The sequence below is a fragment of the Curtobacterium sp. VKM Ac-2889 genome (assembly GCF_015350855.1).
Taxonomy (GTDB): Bacteria; Actinomycetota; Actinomycetes; order Actinomycetales; family Microbacteriaceae; genus Curtobacterium; species Curtobacterium poinsettiae.
This window is the reverse complement of sequence record NZ_JADKSC010000001.1, coordinates 963,381-988,691: the sequence shown is the minus strand read 5'-3', so window position 1 is coordinate 988,691 and position 25,311 is coordinate 963,381. Positions and strand designations below refer to the sequence as shown.

At 70.9% G+C, this 25,311-nt stretch carries 21 protein-coding genes; 9 read left to right on the top strand and 12 right to left on the bottom strand.

Annotated elements, in window-relative coordinates; all coding sequences use genetic code 11:
- Positions 1-217 precede the first annotated feature (217 nt).
- From ITJ50_RS04960 to ITJ50_RS04940, 5 genes are all read right to left on the bottom strand, one after another.
- The gene (locus tag ITJ50_RS04960) at positions 218-3,253 is read right to left on the bottom strand and encodes an alpha-mannosidase (protein ID WP_194590022.1); all 3,036 of its coding nucleotides are present in this window, start codon (positions 3,251-3,253) and stop codon (positions 218-220) included.
- A 104-nt stretch (positions 3,254-3,357) separates the two neighbouring features.
- Positions 3,358-4,251 carry a carbohydrate ABC transporter permease gene (locus tag ITJ50_RS04955; RefSeq protein WP_371830315.1) on the bottom strand — a complete coding sequence of 298 codons (894 nt, stop codon included), beginning with the start codon at positions 4,249-4,251 and terminating at the stop codon, positions 3,358-3,360.
- 5 nt (positions 4,252-4,256) lie between these two features.
- On the bottom strand, positions 4,257-5,207 hold the full coding sequence (locus ITJ50_RS04950; protein WP_194590021.1) for a carbohydrate ABC transporter permease: 951 nt from the start codon (positions 5,205-5,207) through the stop codon (positions 4,257-4,259).
- Positions 5,208-5,315: 108 nt separating this feature from the next.
- Positions 5,316-6,674 carry an extracellular solute-binding protein gene (locus ITJ50_RS04945; RefSeq protein WP_017888132.1) on the bottom strand — a complete coding sequence of 453 codons (1,359 nt, stop codon included), beginning with the start codon at positions 6,672-6,674 and terminating at the stop codon, positions 5,316-5,318.
- 201 nt (positions 6,675-6,875) lie between these two features.
- Positions 6,876-7,718: a PhzF family phenazine biosynthesis protein gene (locus ITJ50_RS04940; RefSeq protein WP_194590020.1), complete on the bottom strand. Its 843-nt coding sequence runs from the start codon at positions 7,716-7,718 to the stop codon at positions 6,876-6,878.
- Between the two features lie 144 nt (positions 7,719-7,862).
- Between ITJ50_RS04940 and ITJ50_RS04935 the strand changes: the two genes are divergently transcribed.
- Positions 7,863-8,375, top strand: a complete 513-nt coding sequence (locus ITJ50_RS04935) for a hypothetical protein (protein WP_056071909.1) — start codon at positions 7,863-7,865, stop codon at positions 8,373-8,375.
- 162 nt (positions 8,376-8,537) lie between these two features.
- Here ITJ50_RS04935 and ITJ50_RS04930 read toward each other — a convergent pair whose 3' ends face one another.
- From ITJ50_RS04930 to ITJ50_RS04915, 4 genes are all read right to left on the bottom strand, one after another.
- Positions 8,538-10,946 carry a lamin tail domain-containing protein gene (locus tag ITJ50_RS04930; protein WP_194590019.1) on the bottom strand — a complete coding sequence of 803 codons (2,409 nt, stop codon included), beginning with the start codon at positions 10,944-10,946 and terminating at the stop codon, positions 8,538-8,540.
- 266 nt (positions 10,947-11,212) lie between these two features.
- Complete coding sequence (locus ITJ50_RS04925) at positions 11,213-12,172, bottom strand: hypothetical protein (RefSeq protein WP_194590018.1); 960 nt, start codon at positions 12,170-12,172, stop codon at positions 11,213-11,215.
- An 87-nt stretch (positions 12,173-12,259) separates the two neighbouring features.
- Positions 12,260-13,573, bottom strand: coding sequence for an ROK family transcriptional regulator (locus ITJ50_RS04920; protein WP_017888136.1), 1,314 nt, complete (start codon positions 13,571-13,573; stop codon positions 12,260-12,262).
- A gap of 43 nt (positions 13,574-13,616) precedes the next feature.
- Positions 13,617-14,669: a LacI family DNA-binding transcriptional regulator gene (locus ITJ50_RS04915; protein ID WP_017888137.1), complete on the bottom strand. Its 1,053-nt coding sequence runs from the start codon at positions 14,667-14,669 to the stop codon at positions 13,617-13,619.
- Between the two features lie 195 nt (positions 14,670-14,864).
- Here ITJ50_RS04915 and ITJ50_RS04910 point away from each other — a divergent pair, with 195 nt between their 5' ends.
- The 8 genes from ITJ50_RS04910 (at position 14,865) to ITJ50_RS17285 (ending at position 21,072) form a co-directional block, all read left to right on the top strand.
- Complete coding sequence (locus ITJ50_RS04910; protein WP_017888138.1) at positions 14,865-15,767, top strand: polysaccharide deacetylase family protein; 903 nt, start codon at positions 14,865-14,867, stop codon at positions 15,765-15,767.
- Positions 15,767-16,141 carry a hypothetical protein gene (locus tag ITJ50_RS04905; RefSeq protein WP_017888139.1) on the top strand — a complete coding sequence of 125 codons (375 nt, stop codon included), beginning with the start codon at positions 15,767-15,769 and terminating at the stop codon, positions 16,139-16,141. The genes ITJ50_RS04910 and ITJ50_RS04905 overlap by 1 nt, the downstream gene beginning before the upstream one ends.
- Complete coding sequence (locus ITJ50_RS04900) at positions 16,138-17,184, top strand: asparaginase (RefSeq protein ID WP_017888140.1); 1,047 nt, start codon at positions 16,138-16,140, stop codon at positions 17,182-17,184. The genes ITJ50_RS04905 and ITJ50_RS04900 overlap by 4 nt, the downstream gene beginning before the upstream one ends.
- 82 nt (positions 17,185-17,266) lie before the next feature.
- Positions 17,267-18,616 (top strand): MFS transporter, encoded by a 1,350-nt coding sequence (locus ITJ50_RS04895; protein ID WP_017888141.1) that lies wholly within the window; start codon positions 17,267-17,269, stop codon positions 18,614-18,616.
- Positions 18,613-19,410, top strand: a complete 798-nt coding sequence (locus ITJ50_RS04890) for an SDR family NAD(P)-dependent oxidoreductase (protein WP_228500948.1) — start codon at positions 18,613-18,615, stop codon at positions 19,408-19,410. Before ITJ50_RS04895 ends, ITJ50_RS04890 begins: the two co-directional genes overlap by 4 nt.
- Positions 19,410-20,159, top strand: a complete 750-nt coding sequence (locus tag ITJ50_RS04885) for an SDR family NAD(P)-dependent oxidoreductase (protein WP_194590017.1) — start codon at positions 19,410-19,412, stop codon at positions 20,157-20,159. Before ITJ50_RS04890 ends, ITJ50_RS04885 begins: the two co-directional genes overlap by 1 nt.
- 104 nt (positions 20,160-20,263) lie before the next feature.
- Entirely contained in the window at positions 20,264-20,719 is a 456-nt protein-coding gene (locus ITJ50_RS17290) for a GNAT family N-acetyltransferase (RefSeq protein WP_017888144.1), read from the top strand.
- Positions 20,720-20,733: 14 nt separating this feature from the next.
- Positions 20,734-21,072, top strand: coding sequence for an MGMT family protein (locus ITJ50_RS17285; RefSeq protein ID WP_017888145.1), 339 nt, complete (start codon positions 20,734-20,736; stop codon positions 21,070-21,072).
- Between the two features lie 22 nt (positions 21,073-21,094).
- Here ITJ50_RS17285 and ITJ50_RS04875 read toward each other — a convergent pair whose 3' ends face one another.
- The 3 genes from ITJ50_RS04875 to ITJ50_RS04865 all read right to left on the bottom strand — a co-directional run bounded on the left by ITJ50_RS04875 (position 21,095) and on the right by ITJ50_RS04865 (position 25,288).
- Entirely contained in the window at positions 21,095-21,523 is a 429-nt protein-coding gene (locus ITJ50_RS04875) for a DUF805 domain-containing protein (protein WP_017888146.1), read from the bottom strand.
- Positions 21,524-21,560: 37 nt separating this feature from the next.
- Positions 21,561-23,360, bottom strand: coding sequence for an ABC transporter ATP-binding protein (locus tag ITJ50_RS04870; RefSeq protein WP_031260262.1), 1,800 nt, complete (start codon positions 23,358-23,360; stop codon positions 21,561-21,563).
- A gap of 119 nt (positions 23,361-23,479) precedes the next feature.
- The gene (locus tag ITJ50_RS04865) at positions 23,480-25,288 is read right to left on the bottom strand and encodes an ABC transporter ATP-binding protein (protein ID WP_017888148.1); all 1,809 of its coding nucleotides are present in this window, start codon (positions 25,286-25,288) and stop codon (positions 23,480-23,482) included.
- Between the last annotated feature and the right edge of the window lie 23 nt (positions 25,289-25,311).

Below are 25,311 nucleotides of genomic sequence, written 5' to 3'. Positions count from 1 at the left end.
GGCGGTTGTGGAGGGAAGACGTTCCTTCCCAGAACGGGCGCGATGCCAAGCGGGATCGGGCGTACCTGGCCGGAAGTTCCGACCAGGGACGCCCGATTCGGCCAGCCACGCCCGATTCCACCCGGCCAGCCCCGCGCACAACACGGCGCCGAACGGAACGCACCCGTGTCCCGTCCGGCGCCGTGGTCCCTCCCAGCAGTGCGCCGGGCCCGCTGCCTCAGGCCCGACGCACGCGCAGCGTCACGATCTCGAACGGACGCAAGGTCAACGCGACTGCCTGACCGGCCGACCACGAGCGCTCCAGCGGCCGCTCGAGCAGGTCGACCTGCGACACCGACTCGACGTCGAACCCGAAGGCCACCCCGACGTCCGTCGCCCGGCCCCCGAGCCCCTCGTACAGCCGCACGACGACGTCGCCGGAGCGGTCCTCGGCGAGCTTGACGGCCTCGACGAACACCTGCGGCGACGACACCGTGACGAGCGGCTCGATCGGGGTCGACCCGGGGACGCTCCGCACCGGCAGGTTCAGCCGGTACCCGGAGTCTGCGGCGTCGAGCACCGAGGCCCCGATCCGCAGCACCGTCCGGAACACGTGGTGCCCCTGGTCGGCGTTCGGGTCCGGGAACGTCGGTCCGCGCAGCAGCGACTCCCGTACGAGCGTGGTGGTCCCGCCGTCCGCCCGGGTCTCACGCGTGATGTCGTGGCCGTAGGTCGAGTCGTTGGCCACGGCCACCCCGAACCCCGGCTCCGCGACGTGCACCCAGCGGTGCGCCGAGGTCTCGAACCGGGCGTGGTCCCACGAGGTGTTCTGGTGCGTCGGCCGGTCGATGTGCCCGAACTGGATCTCGCTCGAGGCCGACGACGCGAGCACGTCGATCGGGAACGCGAGCTTCAGCAGCTTCTGGTGCTCGTGCCAGTCGACCTCGGTCTCGACGGTCAGCTCGGGTTCGCCCTGCACCGCCGAGTAGCGCGTGGTGAGCGTCGACGATCCGAAGGACCGCTCGACCACGAGCGCGTCGCCTGCGATCGCGACCGACGACGCCGACAGCACCGTGCCGTTGCGCTGGTACGCGCGGTCGATGTCCCAGGCCTCCCACTGGTTCGGGGTGTCGCGGAACACCGTGTACTCGGCCGCCCTGGCGCCTGGCGCGATCGCGTCGCGTCCGGTCGCGGAGTCGACGAACGACACGACGTGGCCGGCAGCGTCGATGGTCGCGGTGACGACGCCGGTGTCGAAGACGAAGCGGTCGCCTGCCCGGACGGGAGGCACGGGTCGCGGCGCGTGGACGACCGAACCTGCAAGGGCGGTCACCTCTCCCGCCGCGACCGGCGAGGCGTTGAAGCGCACGACCGACGCGGCGTCGTCGGCTGCGCCGGCAGCGGCACCGCTCCCGCCTGCGGCGAGCGCCGTCGTCGCGCTCCCGATCAGCCCCTCGAGCACCTCGGCGACCCGGGCGTACTGCTCCTCGGCGTTCTCGTACACCCACGCGATCGACGACCCCGGCAGGATGTCGTGGAACTGCTGCAGCAGGACGGTGTGCCAGGCGTCCTCGAGTTCGGCGTACGGGTACTCGCTGCCGAGCCGGACGGCCGCCGTCGCTGCCCAGAGCTCGGCTTCGCGCAGCAGGTGCTCGGAGCGGCGGTTGCCCTGCTTCGTGCGGATCTGCGACGTGTAGGTGCCGCGGTGGAACTCCAGGTACATCTCCCCCGACCAGACCCCGGGCGTCGGCAGCTCGGCTTCGAGCTGCTCGAACACCTGCGCCGGCGTGCCGAGGGTCACGTGCGGCGACCCGTCGAGGTCGTGCTGGCGGTGTGCGGCACCGACCATCTCGCGGGTGGGACCGCCACCACCGTCGCCGAAGCCGTACAGCAGCATCGACGTGTTGGCGGTGCCGCGCTCCTTGTTGTTCCGTTCGCCGCGGCGCAGGTCGGCAGGTGAGACGTCGGAGTTGTAGGTGTCGGCCGGGGGCAGGTGCGTCAGGACGCGTGAGCCGTCGATGCCCTCCCAGTGGAACGAGGTGTGCGGGATGACGTTCGTCTCGTTCCACGACGGCTTCTGGGTGACGAACCACTTCGAGCCGGCGGCGCGGACGATCTGGGGCAGGGCGCCCGAGTAGCCGAACGAGTCGGGGAGCCAGGCCTCGGGGGTGTCGATGCCGAACTCCTCGAGGAAGAAGCGCTTGCCGGCGACGAACTGGCGGGCCAGGGCCTCACCGCCGGGCAGGTTGGTGTCCGACTCGACCCACATGCCGCCGACGGGGATCCACCGGCCCTCGGCGACGCGCTGCTTGATGCGCGCGAAGACCTCGGGGTACTCGTCGCGGATCCACGCGTACTGCTGGGCGGACGAGCAGGCGAAGGTGAAGTCGGGGTCGCGGTCCATCAGGTCGAGCACGTTCGAGAACGTCCTGGCGCACTTGCGCTTCGTCTCGCGCACGGGCCACAGCCAGGCGGAGTCGATGTGGGCGTGCCCGACGGCGATGGCACGGTGGGCGGCGGGGCTGGCGGGGACGGCGAGCACGGGCGCCAGGACCTGCCGGGCGTCCGCGGCGGTACCGGCGACGTCGTCCGGGTCCAGGGCGTCGGCGGCCCGTTCGAGCGCGCGCAGGATGTCGGCGCCGCGGGTGCCGTCGGTGGGGAGCTCGGCCATCAGCCCGCGCAGCACCCAGAGGTCCTGCTGCAGTTCCCACACGGTGTCGTCCCGCTCGACGACCTCCAGGGCCTTCAGGCGGTAGATGGGGTCGTCGCCGGCGGTGGAGCGCGAGCCGAGCGGCGTCGCCCCCTGGAACGAGTCGCCGCCGATGTCGGGGTTCGCCCCGGCCTCGATCCAGAGCTCGAAGGACTCCCCCGGGCCGACCTCGAGCGGCACGGTGTCGTTCCGCGGCTCGATCGCCTTGATCGTGGAGCCGTCGGCGCGGAACGCGAGTCCCTCGGCCTGGAACCCGGGCTGCCGCTTGGTGAACCCCAGGTCGACGAGGAGCTCGGCTGTGGTCCCCTGCGCGGTGCCGAAGTCCGCCGGCACGGTGCCGGTCACCCGGAACCACGTCGTGCCCCACGGCCGTCCGCCCCAGTGCGACCCCACCGTGAACGGTGTGTACGTCTCGCCCACGGCGGCGTCGAACGGCACCGGTTCGCCCGGCACCTCCCACGCCTCGATCGTCACCGGCGCCGAGCGACGGAGGACGGCGGGGTCGACACGGTCGCGCACGAGGCGGGCGATCCGGGCCTCGACGAGCGGTTCGTCCTGGTGCATGTGCTTCCTTTCTGGTTCGCGGAACACCGGTGTTCGCGGATCGAACCGCGGTTCGCGGGTGTTCGACGCGCGAACACCGGTGTCTTGCGGGGGTGGGGCCGGCGTCAGCCCTTGATGCCACCGGCGAGGGCGTTGCCGCCGCCGAGGCCTCGGGACACGATCACGTAGAGGGCGATGACGGGCACGGAGTAGACGATCGAGAACGCGGCGAGCTGGCCGTACGCCACCGCCCCGTTCTGCCCGAAGAAGTTGAAGATGCTCACCGCGGCGGGCACCTTCTCGGGCGAGAGCAGCAGGACGAACGGGACGAAGAAGTTCCCCCACGCCTGGATGAACACGAAGATGAACACGACCGCGATGCCCGGACGCATGAGCGGGATCACGATGCGGGTCAGGGTGGTGAGCATCGAGGCGCCGTCGGTCCACGCCGCCTCTTCGAGCGAGATCGGCACCGAGTCCATGAAGTTCTTCGCCATCCAGATCGCCATCGGCAAGCTGGTGGCGGCGAGGAAGAAGATGCAGCCCCACACGTTGTCGATCAGGTTGAGCGACACGAACAGCGCGTAGACGGGCACCATCATCGCGGTGATCGGCAGGCCGGTGCCGAACAGGATGCTGTACAGGAACGGCTTGTTGACGCGCATCTTGTACCGGGACAGCGGGTACGCGGCCAGCAGGGCGAACACCACGGTGACGACCGCGGTGCCGCCGGAGAGCAGCAGGCTGTTCGCGAGCGGGATGAACGACAGCTCGGGGGTGAGCACCTTGGCGAAGTTGTCGAGCGTGAACTGCGACGGCAGCTTCACCGACAGCGACGCCTGGGTGTCGAACGAGGCGAGCACGAGCCAGAGCAGCGGCACCGCGAAGCACACCGCGATGACGAGCAGCACGACGTTCGACACCCACCGCATGGTGCGGCCGCGCGGCGAGGTCATGTGCATCGACCCCGGTGCGGTCACCGATCGGGTCGTGGTCTGGTCGAGGGACGGGGCTGTCATGGCCATCAGTCCACCTCCGGCTTGAGGGCTCGGATGTAGATGATCGAGAAGACCGCCCCCACCACGAGCAGGATGGTCGCGATCGCGGTCCCGAAGCCGAGCTGCGAGAACTTGAACGCCTCCTGGTACGCCAGGATCGGCAGGGTCGACGAGTTCGTGCCCGGGCCGCCGCCGGTCATCACGAAGATCAGCGTGAAGACCGACAGGGTCTGCAGCGTCGTGAGCATGAGGTTCGTCGAGATGCTCCGGCGGATCACCGGGAGCGTGATGTAGACGAGCCGCTGCCAGCCGGTGGCGCCGTCGACCTCGGCGGACTCGGTGATCTCCTCGGGGACCTCCTGCACGGCGGCCGAGTAGACGAGCATCGAGAACGCGGTGCCGCGCCAGACGTTCGCCAGGATCACGGCGAGCATCGGGTACGTGTAGAGCCAGTTCGCGCCGGTGATCCCGATGGACGCGAGGAACGTGTTGAGCGTCCCCTCGTCGTTGAAGAACGCGTACGCCGCGAACGACGCCACGATCTCGGGCAGGACCCACGCCGCCACCACGAAGGTGCCGACGATCGCCCGCACGGCCTTGTTCGCCGAGCGCATCAGCAGCGCCAGGCCGAGCCCGAGCACGTTCTGCCCCACCACGGCCGAGGCCAGCAGGAAGACGATGGTCAGGATCACGGACTTCGGGAAGTCCGGGTCCTGGAACAGCTCGACGTAGTTCTGGAACCCGACGAACTGCTGGTCGGCCGCGCTGGCGCCGGTCAGGGCCGAGTTGGTGAACGACCCGTAGAACGACGAGATGACGGGGCCGAGCAGGAAGATGACGAGCAGGACCAGGGCGGGCAGGAGCGGGACGGCTCGTCCGACGTTCCGCAGTGGTCGCCGCTTGCGCGGCACGGGTGGATCGGTGCGCTTCGGCGCACCGGGCGCCGACAGCGTCGGCGCGAGGGGGGTGCTGGACACGATGGGTGCCTTCCGGGTGCGGAGGGGTTCCGAAGGTGGGGAAGGACGGATGGGAGGCGCGGTGCGGGACCGCCCCGCGCCTCCAGTCCGTCAGTGGGTGACGGACCGTCAACCAGCGGAGACGGTGTTCTCCTTGCCGACCACCTGCGTGACGGCCTTGTCGTAGGCGGCAGCCGCGTCCTTCGGCGACTGCTGACCGGTCATGACCGCTTCCATCGCGACCTGGATCGCGTTGGACACCTGCGAGTAGTCACTCGTCGCCGGGCGGAAGTTGGTGTTCTCCACCAGCCCCGAGAAGAACTTGAACGTCGGGTTCGCCGCCGTGTACTCCGGGTCGTCCGCGACGTCCTTCCGGACGGCGATCTGGCTGTTCTCGGTGTCGTACTTGAGCGAACCGTCCTTGTCGAGGAAGCTCGTGATGAAGTCGAACGCCGCCTGCGGGTTCTTCGACTTCGCGCCGACCGCCAGGGTCCAGCCGCCGGACATCGAGTTGTAGCCGGGAGCCTGCCCGTTCTGGGTCGGCATGGGTGCCTGGCCCATCACGTCGTTCCACTCGGGCCACGGCGCCGTGCCGGACTTCAGCCACGTGCCGGACTGCCACGAACCGTCCAGGTCGATCGCGAGCTTGCCCTTCGGCAGCCACGTCTGGGCGATGGTCGTGCCGACGTTCGTGTCGAGCGCCTGCTGCGGTGTCGGGCCGAGGCCGCCCTGGTAGACGTCCTTCACGAACTTGAGCGAGTCCTCGAACTGCTTCGAGCCGGTGACCCACTTCTTGTCCTTGTACAGGGTGTTGCCGGAGCCGTCGGCGCCGTACAGGAGCATCTCGAAGCCCTGCATGGTCGAGGCCTCGCCCTGCGCCTTGCCCGAGTAGATGTTGAACGGGATGACGTCGGGCTGCTTCTCCTTGATGGTCTTCGCCGCCGCGAGCACGTCGTCCCACGTCTTCGGCTTCCACGGGACGTCGAGCCCGGCCTTCTTGAAGATGTCCTTGTTGTACCAGAGGGCTCGGGTGTCGGTGCCCATGGGGACGCCGTAGATCTTGCCGTCGTCACCCTGCCCGGCCTGCTTGGCGTTGTCGAAGAACTGGTCCCACTCGTCCCACTTGTCCGTGTACTTGTCGAGTGGCAGCAGGTAGCCCGCCTCGGCATCGGCCTTGACGAGGAACGTGTCCTCGTACATGACGTCCGGGGCGGTGGCCGGCGCCTTGTTCATGAGCGCGAGCTTGGTGTAGTAGTCGTTGCCCTGCGCCTGGATGGGCACGAGGGTGACCTTCTTGCCGGGGTTGTCCTTCTCGTACTGCTTCTTGACGACCTTCATCTGGGCGTCGAGCTGCTGGAAGGCGCCGAACTTCTGGTACGCGATCTTGATCGTGTCGCTCGAGGCAGACCCCGAGCTCGAGCAGCCAGCCAGACCGACTGCGGCCACGGCCACAGCTGCGAGTCCGGCGATGATGCGGGTGCGTTTCATCGGTGCTCCTTTGCACGGGTGATGTCCGCGGGCACCATCGCCCGCGCGCAGGATTAGTCCACCGTATTGACTTAACCGTGTCAAGTGGTTGCCTGGCGGATTCGGGCGTGCCGGGTCGAATCGGGCGTACCGGGTCGGAAGTTTCGACCAGGTACGCCCGATTCCGCTTCCCATCGCGTGCGTCCTGGGAAGGAACGTCCGTCAGGAGATCGGGGTCGCGCTCCCCGTCACCGTGATCCCGCCGGCCTCGGGCACGTCCACGAGCAGCAGACTCGGACGCCCGACGTGTCGCCCCTGCCGGATCGTGACGCGGTCGCCCGGATGCGCTGCACCGATCTGCCGCAGGTACGCCCCGGTCGACGCTGCTGCCGATCCCGTCGCCGGGTCCTCGGTGATGCGTCCGGCGGGGAACAGGTTGCGCGCCTCGTACTCCCGCTCGCCGGTGCGGTGCAGCACCGTGACGGTCCCCGCCCAGCCGGCCTCGCGCTTGAGCTCGGCCAGGGGCCCCGGCGCGAACCGGAACTGGTGGAACAGCTCGTAGTCGTGCAGCACGAGCACCGGGTGCCAGTTGCCGGCGAAGGACTCCAGCACCGGGAACCCCGGAGCGACGTCCGCGGCCGAGAGCCCGAGCAGGTCGAACAGCCGCACCAGCAGAACCGGGTCGATGTCCCGTGTCGCCGGCTCGACGCTCGTCATCGCGACCAGCACCGAGCCGTCCGCACCGACGGTGGCATCGAGCGTGACCTCGCCGGCCAGGGTCGTGAACACCCGGCGGCCCGGCCCCTCGCGCTCGGCCAGCGCGACGGCCAGCGCGACGGTGGCGTGCCCGCAGAACGGCACCTCGGCGCTCGGCGAGAAGTAGCGGACCCGCGGCCCGGTCGCCGTCGCACCCACGACGAATGCGGTCTCGGGGTACCCGACCTGCCGGGCGACCGCGAGCATCTGGTCGTCGGACAGTCCGGCCGCGTCGAGCACGAGCCCTGCGGGGTTGCCGCCGCCCGGCTCGGCGGCGAACGCGGTGTACCGGAGGATCTCCTGCTGCATGCCCCGACGATACTGCGGCGTCACGACGGGGTGCGCGGGCCGATCACCGACGGGTGGCCCGGCGTGGCGGGTGGGGGTAACCCCCGACCACATCCGGGTGCGCACGTGATGTTTCAGCGACGCGTCCGTCGTGAGACTGGATCCATGAGCACCGACACGCGCCCCACCACCGCTCGCCGCACCCTCCGGATCGCCCTCGCCACCACGGCTGCGGTGTCCGCCCTGCTGCTGACCGCCGGCTGCAGCGCGATCCAGGACATGGTGCCGAACAAGACGCCGCAGAAGCACTTCGACACGTACTCCGACGCCCCGCACTCCGGGGAGTCCGAGGACCTGGCCTTCTTCATGCCGAAGTGGGTGCCGAAGGACGCGAAGGACATCGACGTCCGCCTCCACGTCTCGCAGCCCGGGTACGTCATCGGGTTCGCCTCGAAGGACGGCGTGGACGTGGACGCCTGCACCCCGCTCGATACGTCCTACGGCGGCACGGCGATGACCGCCGACTTCCTGCCGGAGCGTCTTCCGACCAAGGGCCTCGTCACCTGCGGCGACGGTCGCGCGGTCACCGAGATCGACGGCCGCTGGTACGGCTGGACCACGAAGGACGCCATCCCCGGTCAGGACGACACCCAGACCATGCACGGCACCGAGCACTGAACGCAGCCACCCACCGACCTGGAGGCGCGGGGCGGCCCCGCACCGCGCCTCCCGTCCGCCGCGCGGTCGCGCCCACCGCGCACGGTGAGCAGAAGACGTCGGGTCCGCACCGCGAACCCGACGTCTTCTGCACACTCATCGCCCCGACGTGGGGCGTGGGGACTACTCCGCAGCCGCAGCCCGACGGCGGCGACGCACGACCAGCACACCCGCACCCGCCGCGAGCAACAGGAACGCGACCAGCGCACCGGCACCCATCCCTGCGGCGCCCGTGAACGCGAGCTGCCCGTCCGCGGTGATCGTGATCGAGGTCCACCCGATCAGCGTGCCGTCCGCAGCCGTCACCGCCAACCGGTGCGCACCAGCCACCGTGTCGGCAGGGATCGTCACCCGGACCGTCCCGTCAGCAGCGACCACAGCCGTGCCGATCAACCTCGGCTCCGAGAACAGCCACACGTTCACCGTGTCACCGGCAGACGCAGTACCCACCGTCACCGTGATGGTCTCCCCCGCACGAGCCGACGACGGCGCCGAGACCCCACCACGGTTCGCCTCCGTCAACACCGACTCCGACGGCGCCACCGGGGCGACCGGCGCAGCCGACGGACCAGGGGTCGGGACCGCGGTGGGCGTCCCACCCGGAGTCGGGGTCGGGGTCGTGCCGCCGTCGCCCGGCGACGGGATCGGCGTCGGCGTCGGCGTCGGCTCCGTGCCCGGATCGGTGTCGCCGCCCTCGCACGGGTACGTCCCCGTCCGGAGCGAGAACCCGTCCGTGTCGTTGTCGTCGGCGGAGAAGGTCGCGCGCTCCCCGTCGGTGCAGATGCCCGAGATCGCGAAGCCCTCGTTGGCGAGCGTGCGGTCGGCGGCCGAGGGTGCCTCGTACAGCGTCGAGGCGCTGAAGGCCCCGTCGGTCACCTCGTACAGCGCGGTCCGGCCGGAGCACACCTCGTCGCAGACCACCCAGAGCGCGTCGAGCGTCGGGTCGAACTGCACGTCGGCGACGACGGCGAGCGAGGTCGCGATCGTGGCGATGCGCGCCGAGGACCCGTCGTCCATCAGGGCGTAGGCGTACACGCTCGCGGTGCCCTCGACCCCGACGAAGAACAGCCCCTCGCCGTGTCCGGCGTAGCGCGACGGTGCGTAGGCGGCGCCGGTGCGCTCGTCGGTGAAGCCGTGCGCGGTGAGCCAGGTGTCCGGGATCCAGGTGACGCCCTCGAGCCCGGCGTTCGCGCCGAGCCCGGGGAAGTCCGCGGCGAGGTTCCACTCGTCGGTGGCCCGCAGGGTGGCCTCGGAGCCGTCGGTCGTGGCGTAGCGCAGGACCGACGGGCGGCTCGTGCTCGACACGTCGTTGTTGCGCTCGGTCGACACGTAGACGGCGCCGGGGTCGTCGCTCGTGACGGTCACACCCTCGGCGTCCGGGGTGCCCGTGCCGTCGGCGTAGCGCAGGTCGGTGCCCGCGGCGTTCGACAGCGCCCAGCCGCCCGCGCCGTCCGAGGTCAGGTGGTAGAGCAGGCCGTCGCCGTTCTGCACGGCCCAGAGCTGCCCGTCCCGCGAGGTCGTCGAGGTCGTCCAGTCGAGGCCGCTCAGGTCACCGGTGAAGGTGTCCTCGTCGTCGAGCACGGTCTCGTCCGGGCCGCCGGGCCAGGCCTCGGCGGTGACGACGCCGGCGAACCGGTTCGCCGCGCCCTTCGTGGGTGCTGCCGTCTCGGCGAAGTCCCCGGTGCCGTCGGGGTTGCGGCCGTACGTCGTGGTCGCGTGCGCCGTCCACGAGGTCGAGTCGACGACCGCGCCGCGGGCGTCGAACAGCCGCGCGGAGTCCGCCTTGCCGAGTCCGAAGCCGAACGCCGCCTCGTCGAGGACGGTGAAGCCCCCGGCCGCGACGGTCGTGCCCGCGGGGATCGTGTACGCGTGGTCGTCGTCGTTGTCGCGCAGGACGTACCCGCCCAGGTCGACGGTGGTGCTGCCGGTGTTGGTCAGCTCCACCCAGTCGCCGGGAGTGCCGTCCTGCGACTCGACCTCGTTGATCCGCACGGGTGAGGAGCAGTCGTTCGCAGCCCCCTTGGTCGAGGCCGTGGTGTCCACGAGCGGCCCGACGCCGTCGGCGCAACGGCCGTAGGTGACACCCGCGTGGGTCGTCCAGGCGTACCGGAGCACCAGGTCGCCGGCAGGGTCGTAGAGGCGCGCGGTGTCGGCACCACCGAGCCCGAAGTCGAAGCCGGGGGCGGTCGCGGACAGCTGGTCGACGACGAAGTACCCGCCGGCGGCGATCGTCGAGCCGCTGGGGAGCACGTACGCGTCGTGCGAGTTGTCGGAGTCGAGGAACGTGTACCCGGTCAGGTCGATCGCGGTGCCCGAGGTGTTCTCGAGCTCCACCCAATCGGTGTCGTCGGCGTTCGACTCGACCTCGTTGACGACGAGGCCGTTCGCGGCGACGGCACCGACGGACGGGTCGTCGTCACCGACGGCGGCGAGGGCCGGGCTGGCGGTGACGACACCGGCGGCGACGACCAGGGCAGTCGCGACGGCCGCGCCGATGCGGAGGGTGGGTGGGCGCAGGGCAGGAGCGCGCATGCAGGGTCCTTCTCGGGGCGATCGGGCTGAAGACCTGCACGACTGTTCAGCATCCACGCGACCGGCCGGTGGCCGCCCGGTGAACGGGCGGTGTCCCGGGTCGCGCCCGGCGCGCTGGACGCGCGACGTGTCGGCCTGGAGGCTCGGGGCGGGCCCGCACCGCGCCTCCCGTCCGCCGTGGGCACAGCCCACCGCACCCGGTGCGCAGAAGACGCCGGGTCCGCACGGCGAACCCGACGTCTTCTGCACACTCGTTGCCCGGGGTGTCAGCGCTCGGTGACCTCCGAGAAGTCGGGCGTCCCGTCGGGCAGCGCGGGCAGGGGCGTGCCGTCGACGTAGCGGGGCCAGGCCAGCGCGCGGGAGGCCGTCGGACGGGCCGCGTAGCGCCGTCCGTCGGACGCGACGACCGTAGCGGGCTCGGGCGTCGGTGCCGGTGCCGGGGTGGGCTCAGGGTGCAGCGCGGGAGCGGGCGGCGCGGGCACGGCAGCCTCTGGCTCCGGAGCGGCGGGCGTCGGCGTCGCACCCCAAGCCGGCTGCTGGTCTGGCACCGGCCACGTCGCCGATGGCCGAGGCGCTCGGGGCCGGAACAGCGCGTTGCTGAGGGGCACCACGACGGTGCCGAGCAGGTCGAGGATCACCACCACCCAGACGAGCCGCCAGTAGCCCCGCGCGTAGTCGACGTCCGGCGCGAGCAGCGGGATCGAGAGCAGCAGCGCGAGCAGGGCGATGACGCCGACGGTGGTCTTCGCGACGACCTGCAGGACGGGCGTCGGGTAGCGGCGGTGGATCACGAGCAGCAGGTGGACGTGCAGGAGCGCCACCCGGGCGACGCCGACGAGCCAGATCCAGTGCCAGAAGTGCTCCAGGACGTACCAGATGCCGTCACCGTCCGGCCCCGTCGGCACGATCCACACCTTGTACAGGCCGGCGACGAGCAGGTACATCGACGTGGCGATGCTCGCGAACGCGAAGATCCCCGACCGCCGGGACGACACGTCGGCGTCGTACCAGGACAGCAACGCGAAGACGACCACCACGACGATCGTCAGGAGCAGCTGGACCGCGACCATGCCGAAGTCGCCGAGGAGCACCGCGGCGATCCCGACGAGCCCGGCGGCGACGACCGCGCCGATGATCGTGCGGAAGACGAGCGGGCGCACCCTCGCCCACCGCGGGTCCATCGTGCCGTCGGTGCTGTCCGTACTGTCCGTGCCGCTGTCCGTCATGTGTCCCCCGTCGTCCCCGCACCCACGGCGGGTGCGTCGGACCGCAGCGTAGCGGGCCGGGGCGGGCCCGTCTCGTAGCCGGGGTCGTCAGCGCCGGATCAGCAGGGTGCTGGCCCGCGGCGAGAGCGCGGCGTCGAGCACCAGGCAGGCGGCACCCACAGCGGCGACGTCGGCACCGCGGTCACTCTCGACCACCTGCACCGGGTGCTTCGGCACGAGCAGCGGCGACCCGACGATGGCTGCACGCGCCGCGGGCAGCGCCGCACTCGCGATGCGCGACCAGAACGGGCCGCCGAACACCACGCGGTCGATGTCGAGCAGGTTGACGATGAGGACGACGGCGTTGCCCATGACGGTGCCGGCATCGGCCGCGAGCGTGACGGCGGTGTCGTCCCCGCCAGCGATCGCCGTTGCGAGTTCGTCCCACGCGGCGTCCACGGCGTCGACGTCGGTGGCGCCGCTGTCCGTGGCGTCGGTGGCGCCGGCCTCGGTGCCGTCGGCATCGTCGGCCTCGGCGCTCACGCCGCCGCCGGACAACGCCAGGCCCCGCGACCGCGCGACCCGCACCAGCCGGTCGGGCGCGACGGCAGCGCCGACCTCGCCACGCGTGCCCGAGCCGTCCGGGGTGCCCGCGAGCGCCCCCTGGTCGACCATGATGTGTCCGGCGTCGCCCGCGTTCGACCCCACCCCGCGCACGGGTTCGTGGTCGACGACGAGCCCGACGCCGAACCCGGTGCCGAAGTACACGAACGCGAAGTTGCGGGCCGAGGACTCCCCCGCCAGGAACATCTCACCGACCGCGGCGGCCGTGACGTCCTTCTCGAGCAGCACCGGGTAGCCCGTGGCCTCGGCGAGCGCGTCGCGCAGGGGCACGTCCCGCCACCGCGGCAGGAACGGCGGGTCGACCACGATGCCCGCCTCGACGTCGATGGGTCCGGGGCTCGCGATCCCGACGCCGAGCACGCTGTCGACGGCCACCCCGGCGTCGGCGACGAGCCCGTCGACGGCCGAGGCGATGGTGCGCACCACCTGGGACGGGTCGTCGGCGGTGGGGGTCGAGGTCGTGGACGCAGCGACGACCGTGCCGGCGAGGTCGAGCAGCACGTAGGTGACGACGGCCGGGTCGACGTGCACGCCGACCGCGTACCGGCTGCCGGGCTCGAGCCGCAGGATGGTGCGGGGCTTGCCGCGGCCCGAGACGACGGTGCCGGACTCGACGATCATCCCGGCATCGATCAGGAACCGGGTGACGTTCGACACGGTCTGCGCACTCAGGCCGGTGCGGGCGGCGAGTTCGACGCGGCTCAGGCCGTCGGGCGAGCGGCGGACGGCGTCGAGGACCACGGTGCGGTTGAACCCGCCGATCGACGGGAGGTTCGCTCCGCGTCGATGCTCTGCCATGCCGCGACGATACCGCGACCCCGCCCGGGTGCCCTGTGCCGGGTCAGCCCGCCGGATGCCCCGTCGACGACCGCACGACGAGCGAGACCGGGAGCGTCGCACCCTGCAGTGTCCCGTCGCCGATCGCCGCGAGCAGTCGCTCCACGGCCACGGTGCCCATCAGGGCGGTCGGTGAGTGCACGGTCGTCATGGGTGTGGGCAGCTGCGCCACGACGGAGATGTCGTTGTAGCCGACGATCGACAGGTCGTCGGGCACGCGGAGGCCGCGTTGCCGTGCAGCGCCCATCACGCCGATCGCCGCGGTGTCGTTGACGGCGAAGATCGCGGTCGGCGGGTCCGACAGCGAGAGCAGCGTGTGCGCGCCGACGACGCCTCCCTCGACCTCGAAGTCGCTGTGGACGACGAGCGCGTCGTCGACGACGACGTCCCGTCGCTCGTGTGCCAGACGGAACCCGGCCACCCGCTCCACGGCGGTGCTGGCGTGGCGCGGACCGGCGATGACGCCGATGCGGCGGTGCCCCAACGCGAGCAGGTGTTCCGTGGCCATCCGGCCGCCCTCGACGTCGTCACCGACCACCGCGGGCATCCAGTCCCCGGGGTGGCGGTTCGTCGCGATGACCGGCACGGGGAGGTCCGTCAGCCGCGGGTTCGGGGACGACAGGTGGAGCGAACTGACGATGAGGCCGTCGACCTGTCGGGAGAGCAGGAAGTCGACCGCGTCCAGCTGCGCGCCCATGTCGTCCGGGGGCGTCGTGAGCAGGAGCTGGTACCCGGCGGAGCGGGCAGCCGACTCGACGGACTGGCAGATCGTCGCGATGACCGTGTCGGCGAGCCGCGGCATCACGACGCCGATGGTGTTCGACCGCCGGGTCCGGAGCGACGCTGCGATCCGGTTGGGGCGGTACCCGAGCTCGGCCGCCGCCGCGATCACCCGCTGCGCCGAGTCGCTCCACCCCTTGGTCGGCTCCGCCTGTCGGAGCACGCGCGACGCCGTCGAGACGTGCACGCCGGCGAGCGCGGCGATGGCCTGGAGGTTCACGTCACCACGACGATCCTGCTGACCGTGTCCGGCCGGGTCGTCGCCTGCACTGCCCATCCGTCGAGTCTAGGTGACGGATCGTCGTGACACCGTGCGGCGCGAACGTTTGCGAGCACCTCGACCGACGACGGCCCGGAGGATCCGAAACACACTGGTTACACGGCTGGACGTCGGTCGAAACAGTCGGGTGTCAGGATTCCGGGCAATGCAAACGATTGCACGAATTGCAGCAACGATGAGAGACGGTGTCCCATGGTGAAAGAGATCTTCGTGTCCTTCGGCGTCGACATCGACGCGGTCGCGGGCTGGCTCGGCTCCTACGGCGGGGCGGATTCCCCCTCGGACATCCAGCGCGGGATCTTCGCGGGGCGCACCGGTGTGCCGCGTCTGCAGAAGGTGTTCGACCGCGCCGACATCGCAGCGACCTGGTTCATCCCCGGCCACTCGCTCGAGACCTTCCCGGACGAGTGCAAGGCCCTGTTCGACGCCGGCCACGAGATCGGTGCGCACGGGTACAGCCACGAGAACCCGGTGGCGATGACCGAGGCGCAGGAGGACGCGGTGATGGAGCGCTCGGTCGAGCTGATCACCCGGCTCACGGGTCGGCAGCCGACGGGCTACGTCGCTCCGTGGTGGGAACTGAGCAGCTACACGCCCACACTCCTGGAGAAGTTCGGGTTCAGCTACGACCACAGTCAGCAGCACAAGGACTTCGTCCCCTACTACTCGATCGTCGGCGACCAGTGGACACCGATCGACTACTCGCAGGACCCGCACACGTGGATGACGCCGCTCGTCCACGGGAGCGAAATCGACCTCGTCGAGATCGCGGCGAACTGGTACGTCGACGACCTGCCCCCGATGATGTTCATCAAGTCGAGCCCGAACAGCCACGGCTTCGTCAACCCGCGCGACGTCGAGCAGATGTGGAAGGACCAGTTCGACTGGGTGTACCGCGAACTCGACTACGCCGTCTTCCCGATCACGATCCACCCCGACGTCTCCGGGCGCCCGCAGGTCCTGCTCATGATCGAGCGGCTCATCGAGTACATCAGGGGCCACGAGGGCGTCCGGTTCGTCACGATGAACGAGATCGCCGACGACTTCCGCGTCCGCTTCCCGTTCGCGCAGCCCGAGCGTCCACGCGAGTCCTGATGTGCGGCGGATGTGGCGGCAACGGCGGGAACCGTGACTGGTACGCCGCCGGTGTCGAGGACTCCCCGGCCGCGCGCAAGCGGGCGCAGCTCCGGCTGGCCGCCTGGGCGACCCGGCTCTTCGCGGACGACCGGATCCGTGTCCACGAGGTCCCGGGCACCGTCCGGCTCGTGATCGTCGGGCCGACCGGCAAGCGCGTCGTGGCGCAGGGCGTCGACGGCGTCCTGGACGCGGTCGAACAGGTCGGAGCCGGGCGCACCGACTGGTCGGCCGTCGCGACCCGCGTCCGCAGGGCCGACCCGCGGGACGACACCGACTGGGAACACCGCAGCCTCGCCCGCGCGGTCGATCGACGAAGGGACACCCGGCCGTGACGGACCCCACGCTCCCGCGGATCGTGTACCTCGCCCTCGGTGGGACCATCGCGAGCGTCACCTCGGGCGATCCGCGCGGTTCCGGCGATCCGCGCGGCTCCGGCGCCGTCCCGCGGATCGCAGCCCGTGACCTCCTCGCCGGTGTGCCGGCCATCGCGCAGGTCGCACGGGTCGAGGCCCGCCAGCTCGGCATGGTGCCCTCTCCCTCGCTCGACTTCGACGACGTGCAGCGCGCGCTCGACGCCGCGCGGGACGCCGTCGGCTCCGGAGCCTCGGGCGTCGTGCTGTCGCAGGGCACGGACACCATCGAGGAGACCGCGTACCTGCTCGACCTCGCGTGGGACCGCCCCGAGCCCCTCGTCGTCACCGGAGCGATGCGCCACGCCTCCTCGCCCGGTGCGGACGGTCCGGCGAACCTGCTGGCGGCCGTGAACGTGGCCGCGGCACCGGCAGCAGCGGGACGCGGTGTCCTCGTCGTGCTCGACGACGAGGTGCACGCCGCCAGGGCGGTCCGCAAGACGCACACCTCGTCGACCGGCGCCTTCACCTCTCCGGGTTCCGGTCCGCTCGGACGGGTCACCGAGGGCTCGCCCGTCTTCCACGCTCCGGCGGCCCGAGTGCCCGCGCTCACCACACGCGTCGCCCCGCTGCCCCCGGTGGCCCTGCAGCGGGTCACCCTCGCTGACGACGGCCGGGTCCTGTCGACCCTGGACGGACTCGGGTACCGCGGCGCGGTCATCGAGGGCTTCGGCGGCGGGCACGTCGCCGAGCGCACGGTCGATGCCGTCCGCGCACTCGCCGCGCAGATGCCGGTCGTGCTGGCGTCGCGGACCGGCGCCGGCGCGACGCTCACGACGACGTACGGCTTCGCGGGCGGCGAGATCGACCTGCTCGGCGCCGGACTCGTCCCCGCCGGCACCCTCGACGGCCTCAAGGCGCGCCTCCTGCTGGCCGCGCTGCTCGCCCTCGACGCCCCGGACGACCGCATCCACGCGGCGTTCGACGCCCATGGCCGGGGCTCATCCCCGACCGGACACCCCTGACCGCACCGACGCTCCGCCTCCGCCCGTCAGCCCGCGCCGCGACACCGTCGCAGCGCCGCACCGCCGTACCGAGAGGAAGACCATGTCCACCACGACCATCCACGAGCCCGAGGACCTCGAGCTCGCCACCGGGACGTTCCCGACGATCGGGCCGAAGGAGACCAAGCGCGGCGCGACGCTGGCGTTCTTCGCCTGGACCCTCGCCGTCTACGACTTCATCATGTTCGGCACGCTCCTCCCCCGCATCGCCGAGGACTTCGGGTGGAACGAGCAGACCGCCCTGCTGGCGAACACCCTCGTGAGCGTCGGGGTCTTCGTCGTCGTCGTCCTCGTCGGTCTGTTCGTGGACCGACTCGGTCGGCGCCGGGGCATGATGATCACGATCGGCGGCGCGGCCCTGTCCTCGCTGCTGACGGCGGCGTCGACGGGGGTCGCCTCGCTCGTCGGTTTCCGGGCCCTGAGCGGCTTCGGGATGGCCGAGCAGTCGGTCAACTCCACCTACCTCAACGAGGTCTTCGCGCTCACCGAGCTCGAGGGCGTCAAGAAGCGTCGCGGCTTCTTCTACAGCCTCGTCCAGACCGGGTGGCCGATCGGCGCGCTCCTCGCGGCCGCGTTCATCGCCGGCATCAACGGGCTGTTCGGACAGGAGTCCTGGCGGCTCGCGTTCCTCATCGCCACCGTCCCGGCGCTCTTCGTGCTGTTCCTGCGCAAGGGCATCAAGGAGACGCCGCAGCACCGTCTGAACACCTACCTGCGGCAGCTGCGGAAGTCCGGTCGCACCGAGGAGGCCGCCGAGGTCGCCGCCCGCTTCGGCATCGTCGACGAGGGTCCGAACCCGCTGCGGGCGATCTTCGGCCGACGGTACGCACGCAACACCGTCGTGCTCTCGATCGCCTGGATCGTGAACTACTTCGGCATCACCACCACGAGCGTGCTCGGGACGACGATGCTCGAGGGCGTCAAGGGTGTCGACCCGAGCATGTCGCTGCTCATCATCGTGCTGTCCAACGTGGTAGGCGCCGCGGGCTACCTGTTCCACGGCTGGCTCGGCGACATCATCGGCCGCAAGACCACGATCGTCGTGGGCTGGGTGCTCGCCGGTGTGTGCTGGACCCTCTTCGTGCTCGGGCCGGACGACTTCGGCTACGTCCTCGTCACGTACATGCTGACGCTGTTCTTCCTGCTCGGACCGTACGCGTCGCTGCTCTTCCTGCAGGCGGAGTGCTTCGACTCGAGCTGCCGCGCGACCGGGTCCGCGTTCGTCACCGCGATGGGACAGCCCGGCACCATCATCGGCTCGGCTGTGCTGACGGCCCTCGTCGCCGGGAGCATCGGGCTCGGCCCGGCAGCCCTCATCGTCGGTGCGGGCGGCATGGTCCTCTCCGGTCTGATCATGCTCGCGACGAAGCGCGTGGCGGTGATCGAGCATTGAGCGTCACGACACCGGCAGGCGTGTACTCCGAGTTCGCGGGGAGCGTGGTCGTCATCACCGGCGCCGCGAGCGGGATCGGCGCGGCCCTCGCCGTGCAGCTCGCCGAGTACGGCGCGAACATCGTCATCCCCGTCTTCGCGGGTGACCCGCACGATCCCGCACCCGTCGTCGACGCCGTCGAGGCGGCCGGTGGCAGTGCGCTGACGGTCGCCGCGGACGTCCGCAGCACCGAGGACGTCGACGCCGTGTTCCAGGCGGCCGTCGACCGCTGGGGGCGCGTCGACCACGTCGTGGCGGGAGCGGGGGTGCTCCGCCGGCAGCCGCTCGACACCATGACCGACGCGGCGTGGGACGACATCCTGCAGGTGGACCTGCACGGTGTGATGCGCACGCTCCGGGCCGGCGCCCGACACCTCGACCGGGGCGGGTCGATGGTGGCCGTCTCGTCGATCGCGGGCGGGGTGTACGGCTGGGTCGCGCACAGCCACTACGCCGCGTGCAAGGCGGCGGTGATCGGCCTCGCCCGGAGTGCGGCAGCCGAACTCGCACCGCGTGGGATCCGGGTAAACACCATCATCCCGGGGCTCATCGAGACGCCGCAGTCCTCGGACGCCCAGAACTCGCTCGGTCCGGCGGGCCTCGCCGCCGCGGGTGCTCGGATCCCGTGGGGTCGGGTCGGCCACGCCGAGGAGGCCGCCGCGGCCATCCGGTTCCTGCTCAGCCACGAGGCGCGCTACGTCACCGGGCAGGAACTCGTCGTCGACGGCGGCCTGACGATCCTGATGGCCGACTGATGCCGGACCGGACGGCGTTCGACCTCACCGGGACGACCGCGCTCGTGACGGGCGGTGCGAGCGGCATCGGGCTCGCGATCGTGGAGACCTTCGTCGCCGCAGGAGCGCGGGTCGTCGCCGCCGACCTCGACGCCGACGGCCTGGCGGACCTCGCCGAGCGGCTGGGCGTCCGGACCATCGTGCTCGACGTCACCGACGAGGACCGGGTCGAGGCCGCCGTGGCGTCGGTCGACGAGGAGTCCGGCGGGATCCAGGTCCTGGTGAACGCCGCCGGCGTGCTCTCGCAGGCGCCGCTCGAGGAACTCACCACGGAGGACTGGGCGCGTGTCATCGCGATCGACCTGACCGGGGTCTTCCTGGTGATGCGAGCAGTCGGTCGGCGGATGCTCCGCGACGGGCACGGGCGCATCATCAACCTCGCCTCGCAGCTGGCGATCAAGGGCGGTTCCGAGGTCGCGCACTACGCGGCAGCGAAGGCCGGCGTCATCGCGCTGACGAAGAGCGCCGCGATCGAGTGGAGCGGGCGGGGTGTGCTCGTCAACGCGATCGCACCCGGCCCGATCGTCTCCCCGATGACGGACCGGATGACCCAGCAGTGGCGGACCGACAAGGCCGCCGAGCTGCCGATCGGACGCTTCGGCATCCCGGCCGAGGTCGCGCCGACCGCCCTGCTCCTCGCGTCGTCCCCTGCGGGTGACCTGTACACCGGGCAGACGCTCGGCCCGAACTCGGGTGACGTCATGCCGTGAGCAGCACCCGCCGGTCGGCCGCCCGGTTCCGCCGCGACAACGGTGCGGTCTCGGTCTGCCGTCGCCACTGGCTTCCGCAGGGTCAGCACCGTTACCCTGGCCGCATGTCCGACCTGCGCCTGGAAGAACTCTCCGCGAAGACCGCTGCCGCGGCCAACTCCCTGACGCTCAAGCCGGGCCAGGAACAGTTCGTGCAGCCGACCACCTACGGGGTCGCCGAGACCGACGTCAAGCCGAGCTCCGCGTGGACCCGTGTCGTCCTCGACGACGACGAGGTCCTCGGCCTGATCATCGGTTCGTTCGACGCCGACAACGCGCAGGAAGAACTGCGCAGCTGCATCTGGCGCGTCAACGTGGCAGCCAGCGCGCAGGGCCGTGGCGTCGGTCGCTTCGCCGTGCACGGTCTGGCGGACGAAGCGCGCAGCCGCGGGTTCGAGCGACTGACGGTCGTGTACGAGCCCGGCGGCGACGACAGCCCCGAGGCGTTCTTCCGCGCCGTGGGCTTCGAGGTCGTGCGCGAGACCCAGTACGGCGACCACTTCGCGGTCCTGACGCTCTAGCACGCTCCGACGACGTGCCCACCGACGACGCATCGGTCGACTTCGGCGCCGCCGTCGCCGAGGTGGTGCGGATGATCCCGCCCGGTCACGTCATGACGTACGGCGACGTCGCCGCAGTCCTCGGATCGCGGGCCTCTCGTGCCGTCGGCAAGGTGATGGCGCACGAGGGCGCCGACCTGCCGTGGTGGCGTGTGGTGCGCGCGGGTGGGCACCCGCCGCTCCGCCACGAGGCCCGGGCGCTCGAGCACTACCGGGCCGAGGGGACCCCGCTCGTGCAGGGGACGACGACCTGGAGGCTCGACATGCGTCGTGCGCGCTGGTCACCGGCAACGGACGCGGACGACCCGTTCTGACCCCGCGCCGCGCGGGTCGACCTCAGCGGTCGAAGCGCGCACCCTTCGGGTTCGCGGGCAGCAGGCACAGCACGTAGACGATCAGCGAGCCGAGGCCCGGCAGCACGTGCAGGAACTGCCAGAAGCCGGACAGGTTCGCGTCGTGCAGTCGTCGGGCGCCGAGGCCGAGGGAGCCGACGAGCGTCGCGAGCACCCACAGCATGAACAGGTACGACCCGACGGGGTTCTCGAGCACCGGGGTGTCCGGCGTGAACACCTGCGGCACGAGCTGCAGCACGAGCCCGATCGCGAGCGACGTCAGCCACCACCACCAGAACTCGGCGCGCGATGCCCGTCCGGTGAACACGGTGTACTTCCGCCAGAACCGGCGAACGGCCTCGGTGAAGGGGGCACCGTAGAAGGGGTCGTGCAGGGCGACGCCGCCGGGCTGCACCACGCTGTCGTTGCTCATGGAGCAAGCCAACCACGTGGTGCAGCCCGACCGGGGCCTAGACGAGCGAGTCGCGCCAGGCTGCGTGCAGCTGGGCGAAGCGCCCGGTGCCGGCGATGAGGTCGGCGGGGGTACCGTCCTCGACGATCCGGCCGTGCTCCATCACGAGCACCCGGTGGGCGATCGCGACGGTGGACAGCCGGTGCGCGATGATCACCGCGGTGCGGTCGGCGAGCAGGGTCTCCAGGCCCTCCTGCACGAGTCGCTCCGAGGGGATGTCGAGCGACGCCGTGGCCTCGTCGAGGATGAGCACCTTCGGGTCCGCGATGAACGCCCGCGCGAACGAGAGCAGCTGCCGCTGGCCCGCCGAGACACGGCCACCGCGCTTGTTCACGTCGGTGTCGTACCCGTCGGGCAGCGCCATGATGAACTCGTGCGCGCCGACCGCCTTGGCCGACGCCTCGATCTCCTGGCGGGACGCCCCGGGCTTGCCGAGCGCGATGTTGTCCGCGACGGTTCCGGAGAACAGGTAGGCCTCTTGCGTGACCATGACGATCGCGCGGCGCATGTCCTTCGTGTCGAGGTCACGCAGGTCCACACCGTCGAGCTTGACGGAGCCCTGACTCGGGTCGTAGAAGCGCGCCATGAGCTTGGCGAGCGTCGACTTGCCGGCGCCGGTGGAACCGACGAGGGCGATGGTCTGCCCCGACGGGATGTGCAGGTCGAACTCCGGCAGCACGACCTTGCCCTTGTTGTAGGCGAACACGACGTCGTCGAAGTCCATCTTCCCGGTGGCGTCCGCCAGACGGGTGGGCTTCACGGGGTCCGGCACGCTCGGCCGTTCCTCGAGGACGCCGGAGATCTTCTCCATCGCCGCTGAGGCGGACTGGTACCCGTTGTAGAACATCGCGAGTTCCTGCGCCGGGTCGAAGAAGCGCTTGGCGTACAGCGCGACCGCGAGCAGCGCACCGACCTCGAGCGTCCCGCCGACGATCCGGAAGCCGCCGACGATGACGACCGCGGCGAGCGTGGCGTTGCCGATGAGCACGAGCACCGGGTCGAAGGTCCCGAACAGGTTGAACACCTTCGTGTTCGCCACCCGGTAGTCCTCGACGTAGCCGCCGTACTCGTCACGGTTGCGGGACTCCTTGCGGAACGCCTGCACCGCGCGGATGCCCGTCATCGTCTCGACGAAGTGCACGATCACGCGCGCCGAGGTGACACGGGTGGAGCGGAACAGCGTCTGCGAGTTCGTCTGGAACCAGCGGATCAGGAACCAGAGCGGCACGAGCGACACCGCGAGCACGAGCCCGGACGTCGGGTCGAGCAGCACCAGGGCCACGGCGGTGAACGCCATGTACAGCACGCCCTGGATGAGCTGGTTCAGCCCCGAGTCGAGCAGCTCGCGGATCGAGTCGAGGTCACTCGTCTGGCGCGAGATGATCCGGCCCGACGTGTAGGTCTCGTGGAACTCGAGCGAGAGCCGCTGCGTGTGCAGGAACACCCGCTTGCGCAGGTCGAACAGGATCGCCTGGCTGATCCGAGCCGCGAGCACCGTGTACCAGGCGGTGAGCACCGCACCGAGGACGGCCACGACGATGTACGTCGAGACGACGCCGAACGCCGGCACCCAGTCGTTCTGGTCCATCACCGCGGGCAGGGCGTTGTCGATGCCCCACGCGATGAGCGCCGGACCCGCGACGGTGCCGGCGGTCGAGACCACGACCACGATGCCGAGCAGCACCAGCCGGAGCTTCAGCGGTGCGGCGAGGGACCCGAGCAGGGCGAGGGACCGGCGCCGCAGGCGCTTGCTCTCGGCCTTCGTGAAGTCCTCACGCTCCTCGCCGCGCACGCCCATGGTGGTGATCGAGGCGGTGACGGGGGCGGCAGCCTGCGCGTCGGCGATGTCGTCGACGACGGGATCCGCGCCTCCCGGCCCGGCCGACGTGTCGAGCGGCAGGTTCTTCTCTTGCTGGCTCATGCCATCGCCTCCTGTCGTGCGGTCGCGTCGTCGTCGTCGAGCGACGAGATGACGTAGCGGTAGTGCTCGTTGGTGGCCATCAGGTCGTGGTGGGTCCCGACGGCCGTGACGACGCCGTTCTCCATCAGGGCGACCCGGTCGGCCAGCGTCACCGTCGACGGACGGTGCGCCACGATGAGCGACGTGGTGTCGGCGAGCACGCGTCGCAGGCCCGCTTCGACCCGAGCCTCGGTGTCGACGTCGAGCGCCGACAGCGGGTCGTCGAGCACCAGGACCGACGGCCGCGCCGCGATCGCACGGGCGAGTGCCAGGCGCTGGCGCTGCCCACCGGACAGCGACAGCCCCTCTTCACCGACCCGGGTGTCGACGCCGTCGGGCAGGTCGTCCACGAAGGACGCCTGCGCGATGTCGAGCGCCTCACGCATGAGCGCCTCGGCCTCGGCACCCTGCACGTCCGGTCGACCGAGCAGCACGTTCTCACGCACGGTCGACGAGAACAGGGTGGCGTCCTCGAAGGCGACGCCGACGTGCCGGCGGAGCTCTTCGCGGGTGAGGTCGCGGATGTCGACCCCGTCGATCGTCACCGAACCACCGGTCACGTCGTACAGACGCGGCACGAGCGAGAGCAGCGTGGTCTTGCCGCAGCCGGTCAGCCCGACGAGCGCCATGGTCTCGCCCGGCTGCAGCTGCAGTTCGACGCCGTTGATCAGGTCCGGGTACTGCGGTGCGGAGTCCTGGTACCGGAAGTGCACGCCGTTGAACGACAGCGCACCGTGCGGCTCGGGGATCGTCTTCGGGTGTTCCGGGTCCGTGATGGTGTTCTCGGAGTCCATGACCTCGAAGAAGCGGTCGACCGCCGTGCGGGTGTCGAACGTCATCGAGAGCAGGAAGCCGATCGACTCGATCGGGAACCGCAGCACCGTCGCCGTCGCGAAGAACGCGAACAGCTGGCCGACGGTGAGCTGCCCCTGCGAGGCCAGCCAGATGCCGGCGAGCAGGCACAGCGCGAACGCGACGTCCGGCACGAGCAGCAGCCACAGCCAGATGCCGGCGATGGCCTTCGCCTTCTTGATCTCGGTGCCGCGCAGGGCTTCGGCCTGCTCGCTGAACTCCTCGAGCTTCGCGCCGCCGCGACCGAACGCCTTGAGCACGCGGATGCCGTGCACCGACTGCTCGACGCTCGTGGCGAGGTCGCCCACCTGGTCCTGGCTGCGGCGTGCGACGGCGGAGTACCGGCGCTCGAACAGCAGGCCGTTGATCCACAGCGGGATCGACGCGATCAGGAAGATCAGCCCGAGGATCCACCCGAAGGTGAACAGCACGACGAAGCCGACGACGATCGTCACGATGTTGACGACGAGCAGGACGACCCCGAAGGCCAGCCAGCGCCGGATCAGCGACAGGTCGGACACGGAACGGGACAGCAGCTGCCCGGACTCCCAGCGGTCGTGGAACGCGACCGGCAGGTCCTGCAGCTTCGCGTAGAGCGAGTTGCGCATGCTCGTCTCGATGCGGGTCGAGGGACGCATCACCAGCCGGCGGCGCGAGGCGATGAAGAACGCCTCGAGCACACCGAGGGCGAGCACCCCGAGCCCGGCGGGCCAGATCTGTGCCGAGTCGCGCGACGACAGCGGACCGTCGACGAGCCACTGCAGCACGTAGGGGATTGCGAGCGCCACCAGGGAGGCTCCCATCGCTGCGGCCATGCCGCCGATGAGGCGCCCCTGGTAGGGCTTCACGTAGGGGTAGATCCGCGCGATCGCGCGGAAGGTGGACGGGCGCGCCGTGGTGGGCGACTTGGACATGGTTGCGTCCTCATGCGTCTGCC

Bases quoted from the DNA above. Each gene is read 5' to 3' on its own strand.
- ITJ50_RS04960 (WP_194590022.1), bottom strand. From the start codon at position 3,253: ATGCACCAGGACGAACCGCTCGTCGAGGCCCGGATCGCCCGCCTCGTG.
- ITJ50_RS04935 (WP_056071909.1), top strand. From the start codon at position 7,863: ATGAGCACCGACACGCGCCCCACCACCGCTCGCCGCACCCTCCGGATC.
- ITJ50_RS04940 (WP_194590020.1), bottom strand. From the start codon at position 7,718: ATGCAGCAGGAGATCCTCCGGTACACCGCGTTCGCCGCCGAGCCGGGC.
- ITJ50_RS04930 (WP_194590019.1), bottom strand. From the start codon at position 10,946: ATGCGCGCTCCTGCCCTGCGCCCACCCACCCTCCGCATCGGCGCGGCC.
- ITJ50_RS04925 (WP_194590018.1), bottom strand. From the start codon at position 12,172: ATGACGGACAGCGGCACGGACAGTACGGACAGCACCGACGGCACGATG.
- ITJ50_RS04870 (WP_031260262.1), bottom strand. From the start codon at position 23,360: ATGGGCGTGCGCGGCGAGGAGCGTGAGGACTTCACGAAGGCCGAGAGC.
- ITJ50_RS04910 (WP_017888138.1), top strand. From the start codon at position 14,865: ATGGTGAAAGAGATCTTCGTGTCCTTCGGCGTCGACATCGACGCGGTC.
- ITJ50_RS04955 (WP_371830315.1), bottom strand. From the start codon at position 4,251: ATGACAGCCCCGTCCCTCGACCAGACCACGACCCGATCGGTGACCGCA.
- ITJ50_RS04920 (WP_017888136.1), bottom strand. From the start codon at position 13,573: ATGGCAGAGCATCGACGCGGAGCGAACCTCCCGTCGATCGGCGGGTTC.
- ITJ50_RS04945 (WP_017888132.1), bottom strand. From the start codon at position 6,674: ATGAAACGCACCCGCATCATCGCCGGACTCGCAGCTGTGGCCGTGGCC.
- ITJ50_RS04885 (WP_194590017.1), top strand. From the start codon at position 19,410: ATGCCGGACCGGACGGCGTTCGACCTCACCGGGACGACCGCGCTCGTG.
- ITJ50_RS04875 (WP_017888146.1), bottom strand. From the start codon at position 21,523: ATGAGCAACGACAGCGTGGTGCAGCCCGGCGGCGTCGCCCTGCACGAC.
- ITJ50_RS04895 (WP_017888141.1), top strand. From the start codon at position 17,267: ATGTCCACCACGACCATCCACGAGCCCGAGGACCTCGAGCTCGCCACC.
- ITJ50_RS04915 (WP_017888137.1), bottom strand. From the start codon at position 14,669: ATGGGCAGTGCAGGCGACGACCCGGCCGGACACGGTCAGCAGGATCGT.
- ITJ50_RS17290 (WP_017888144.1), top strand. From the start codon at position 20,264: ATGTCCGACCTGCGCCTGGAAGAACTCTCCGCGAAGACCGCTGCCGCG.
- ITJ50_RS04865 (WP_017888148.1), bottom strand. From the start codon at position 25,288: ATGTCCAAGTCGCCCACCACGGCGCGCCCGTCCACCTTCCGCGCGATC.
- ITJ50_RS04905 (WP_017888139.1), top strand. From the start codon at position 15,767: ATGTGCGGCGGATGTGGCGGCAACGGCGGGAACCGTGACTGGTACGCC.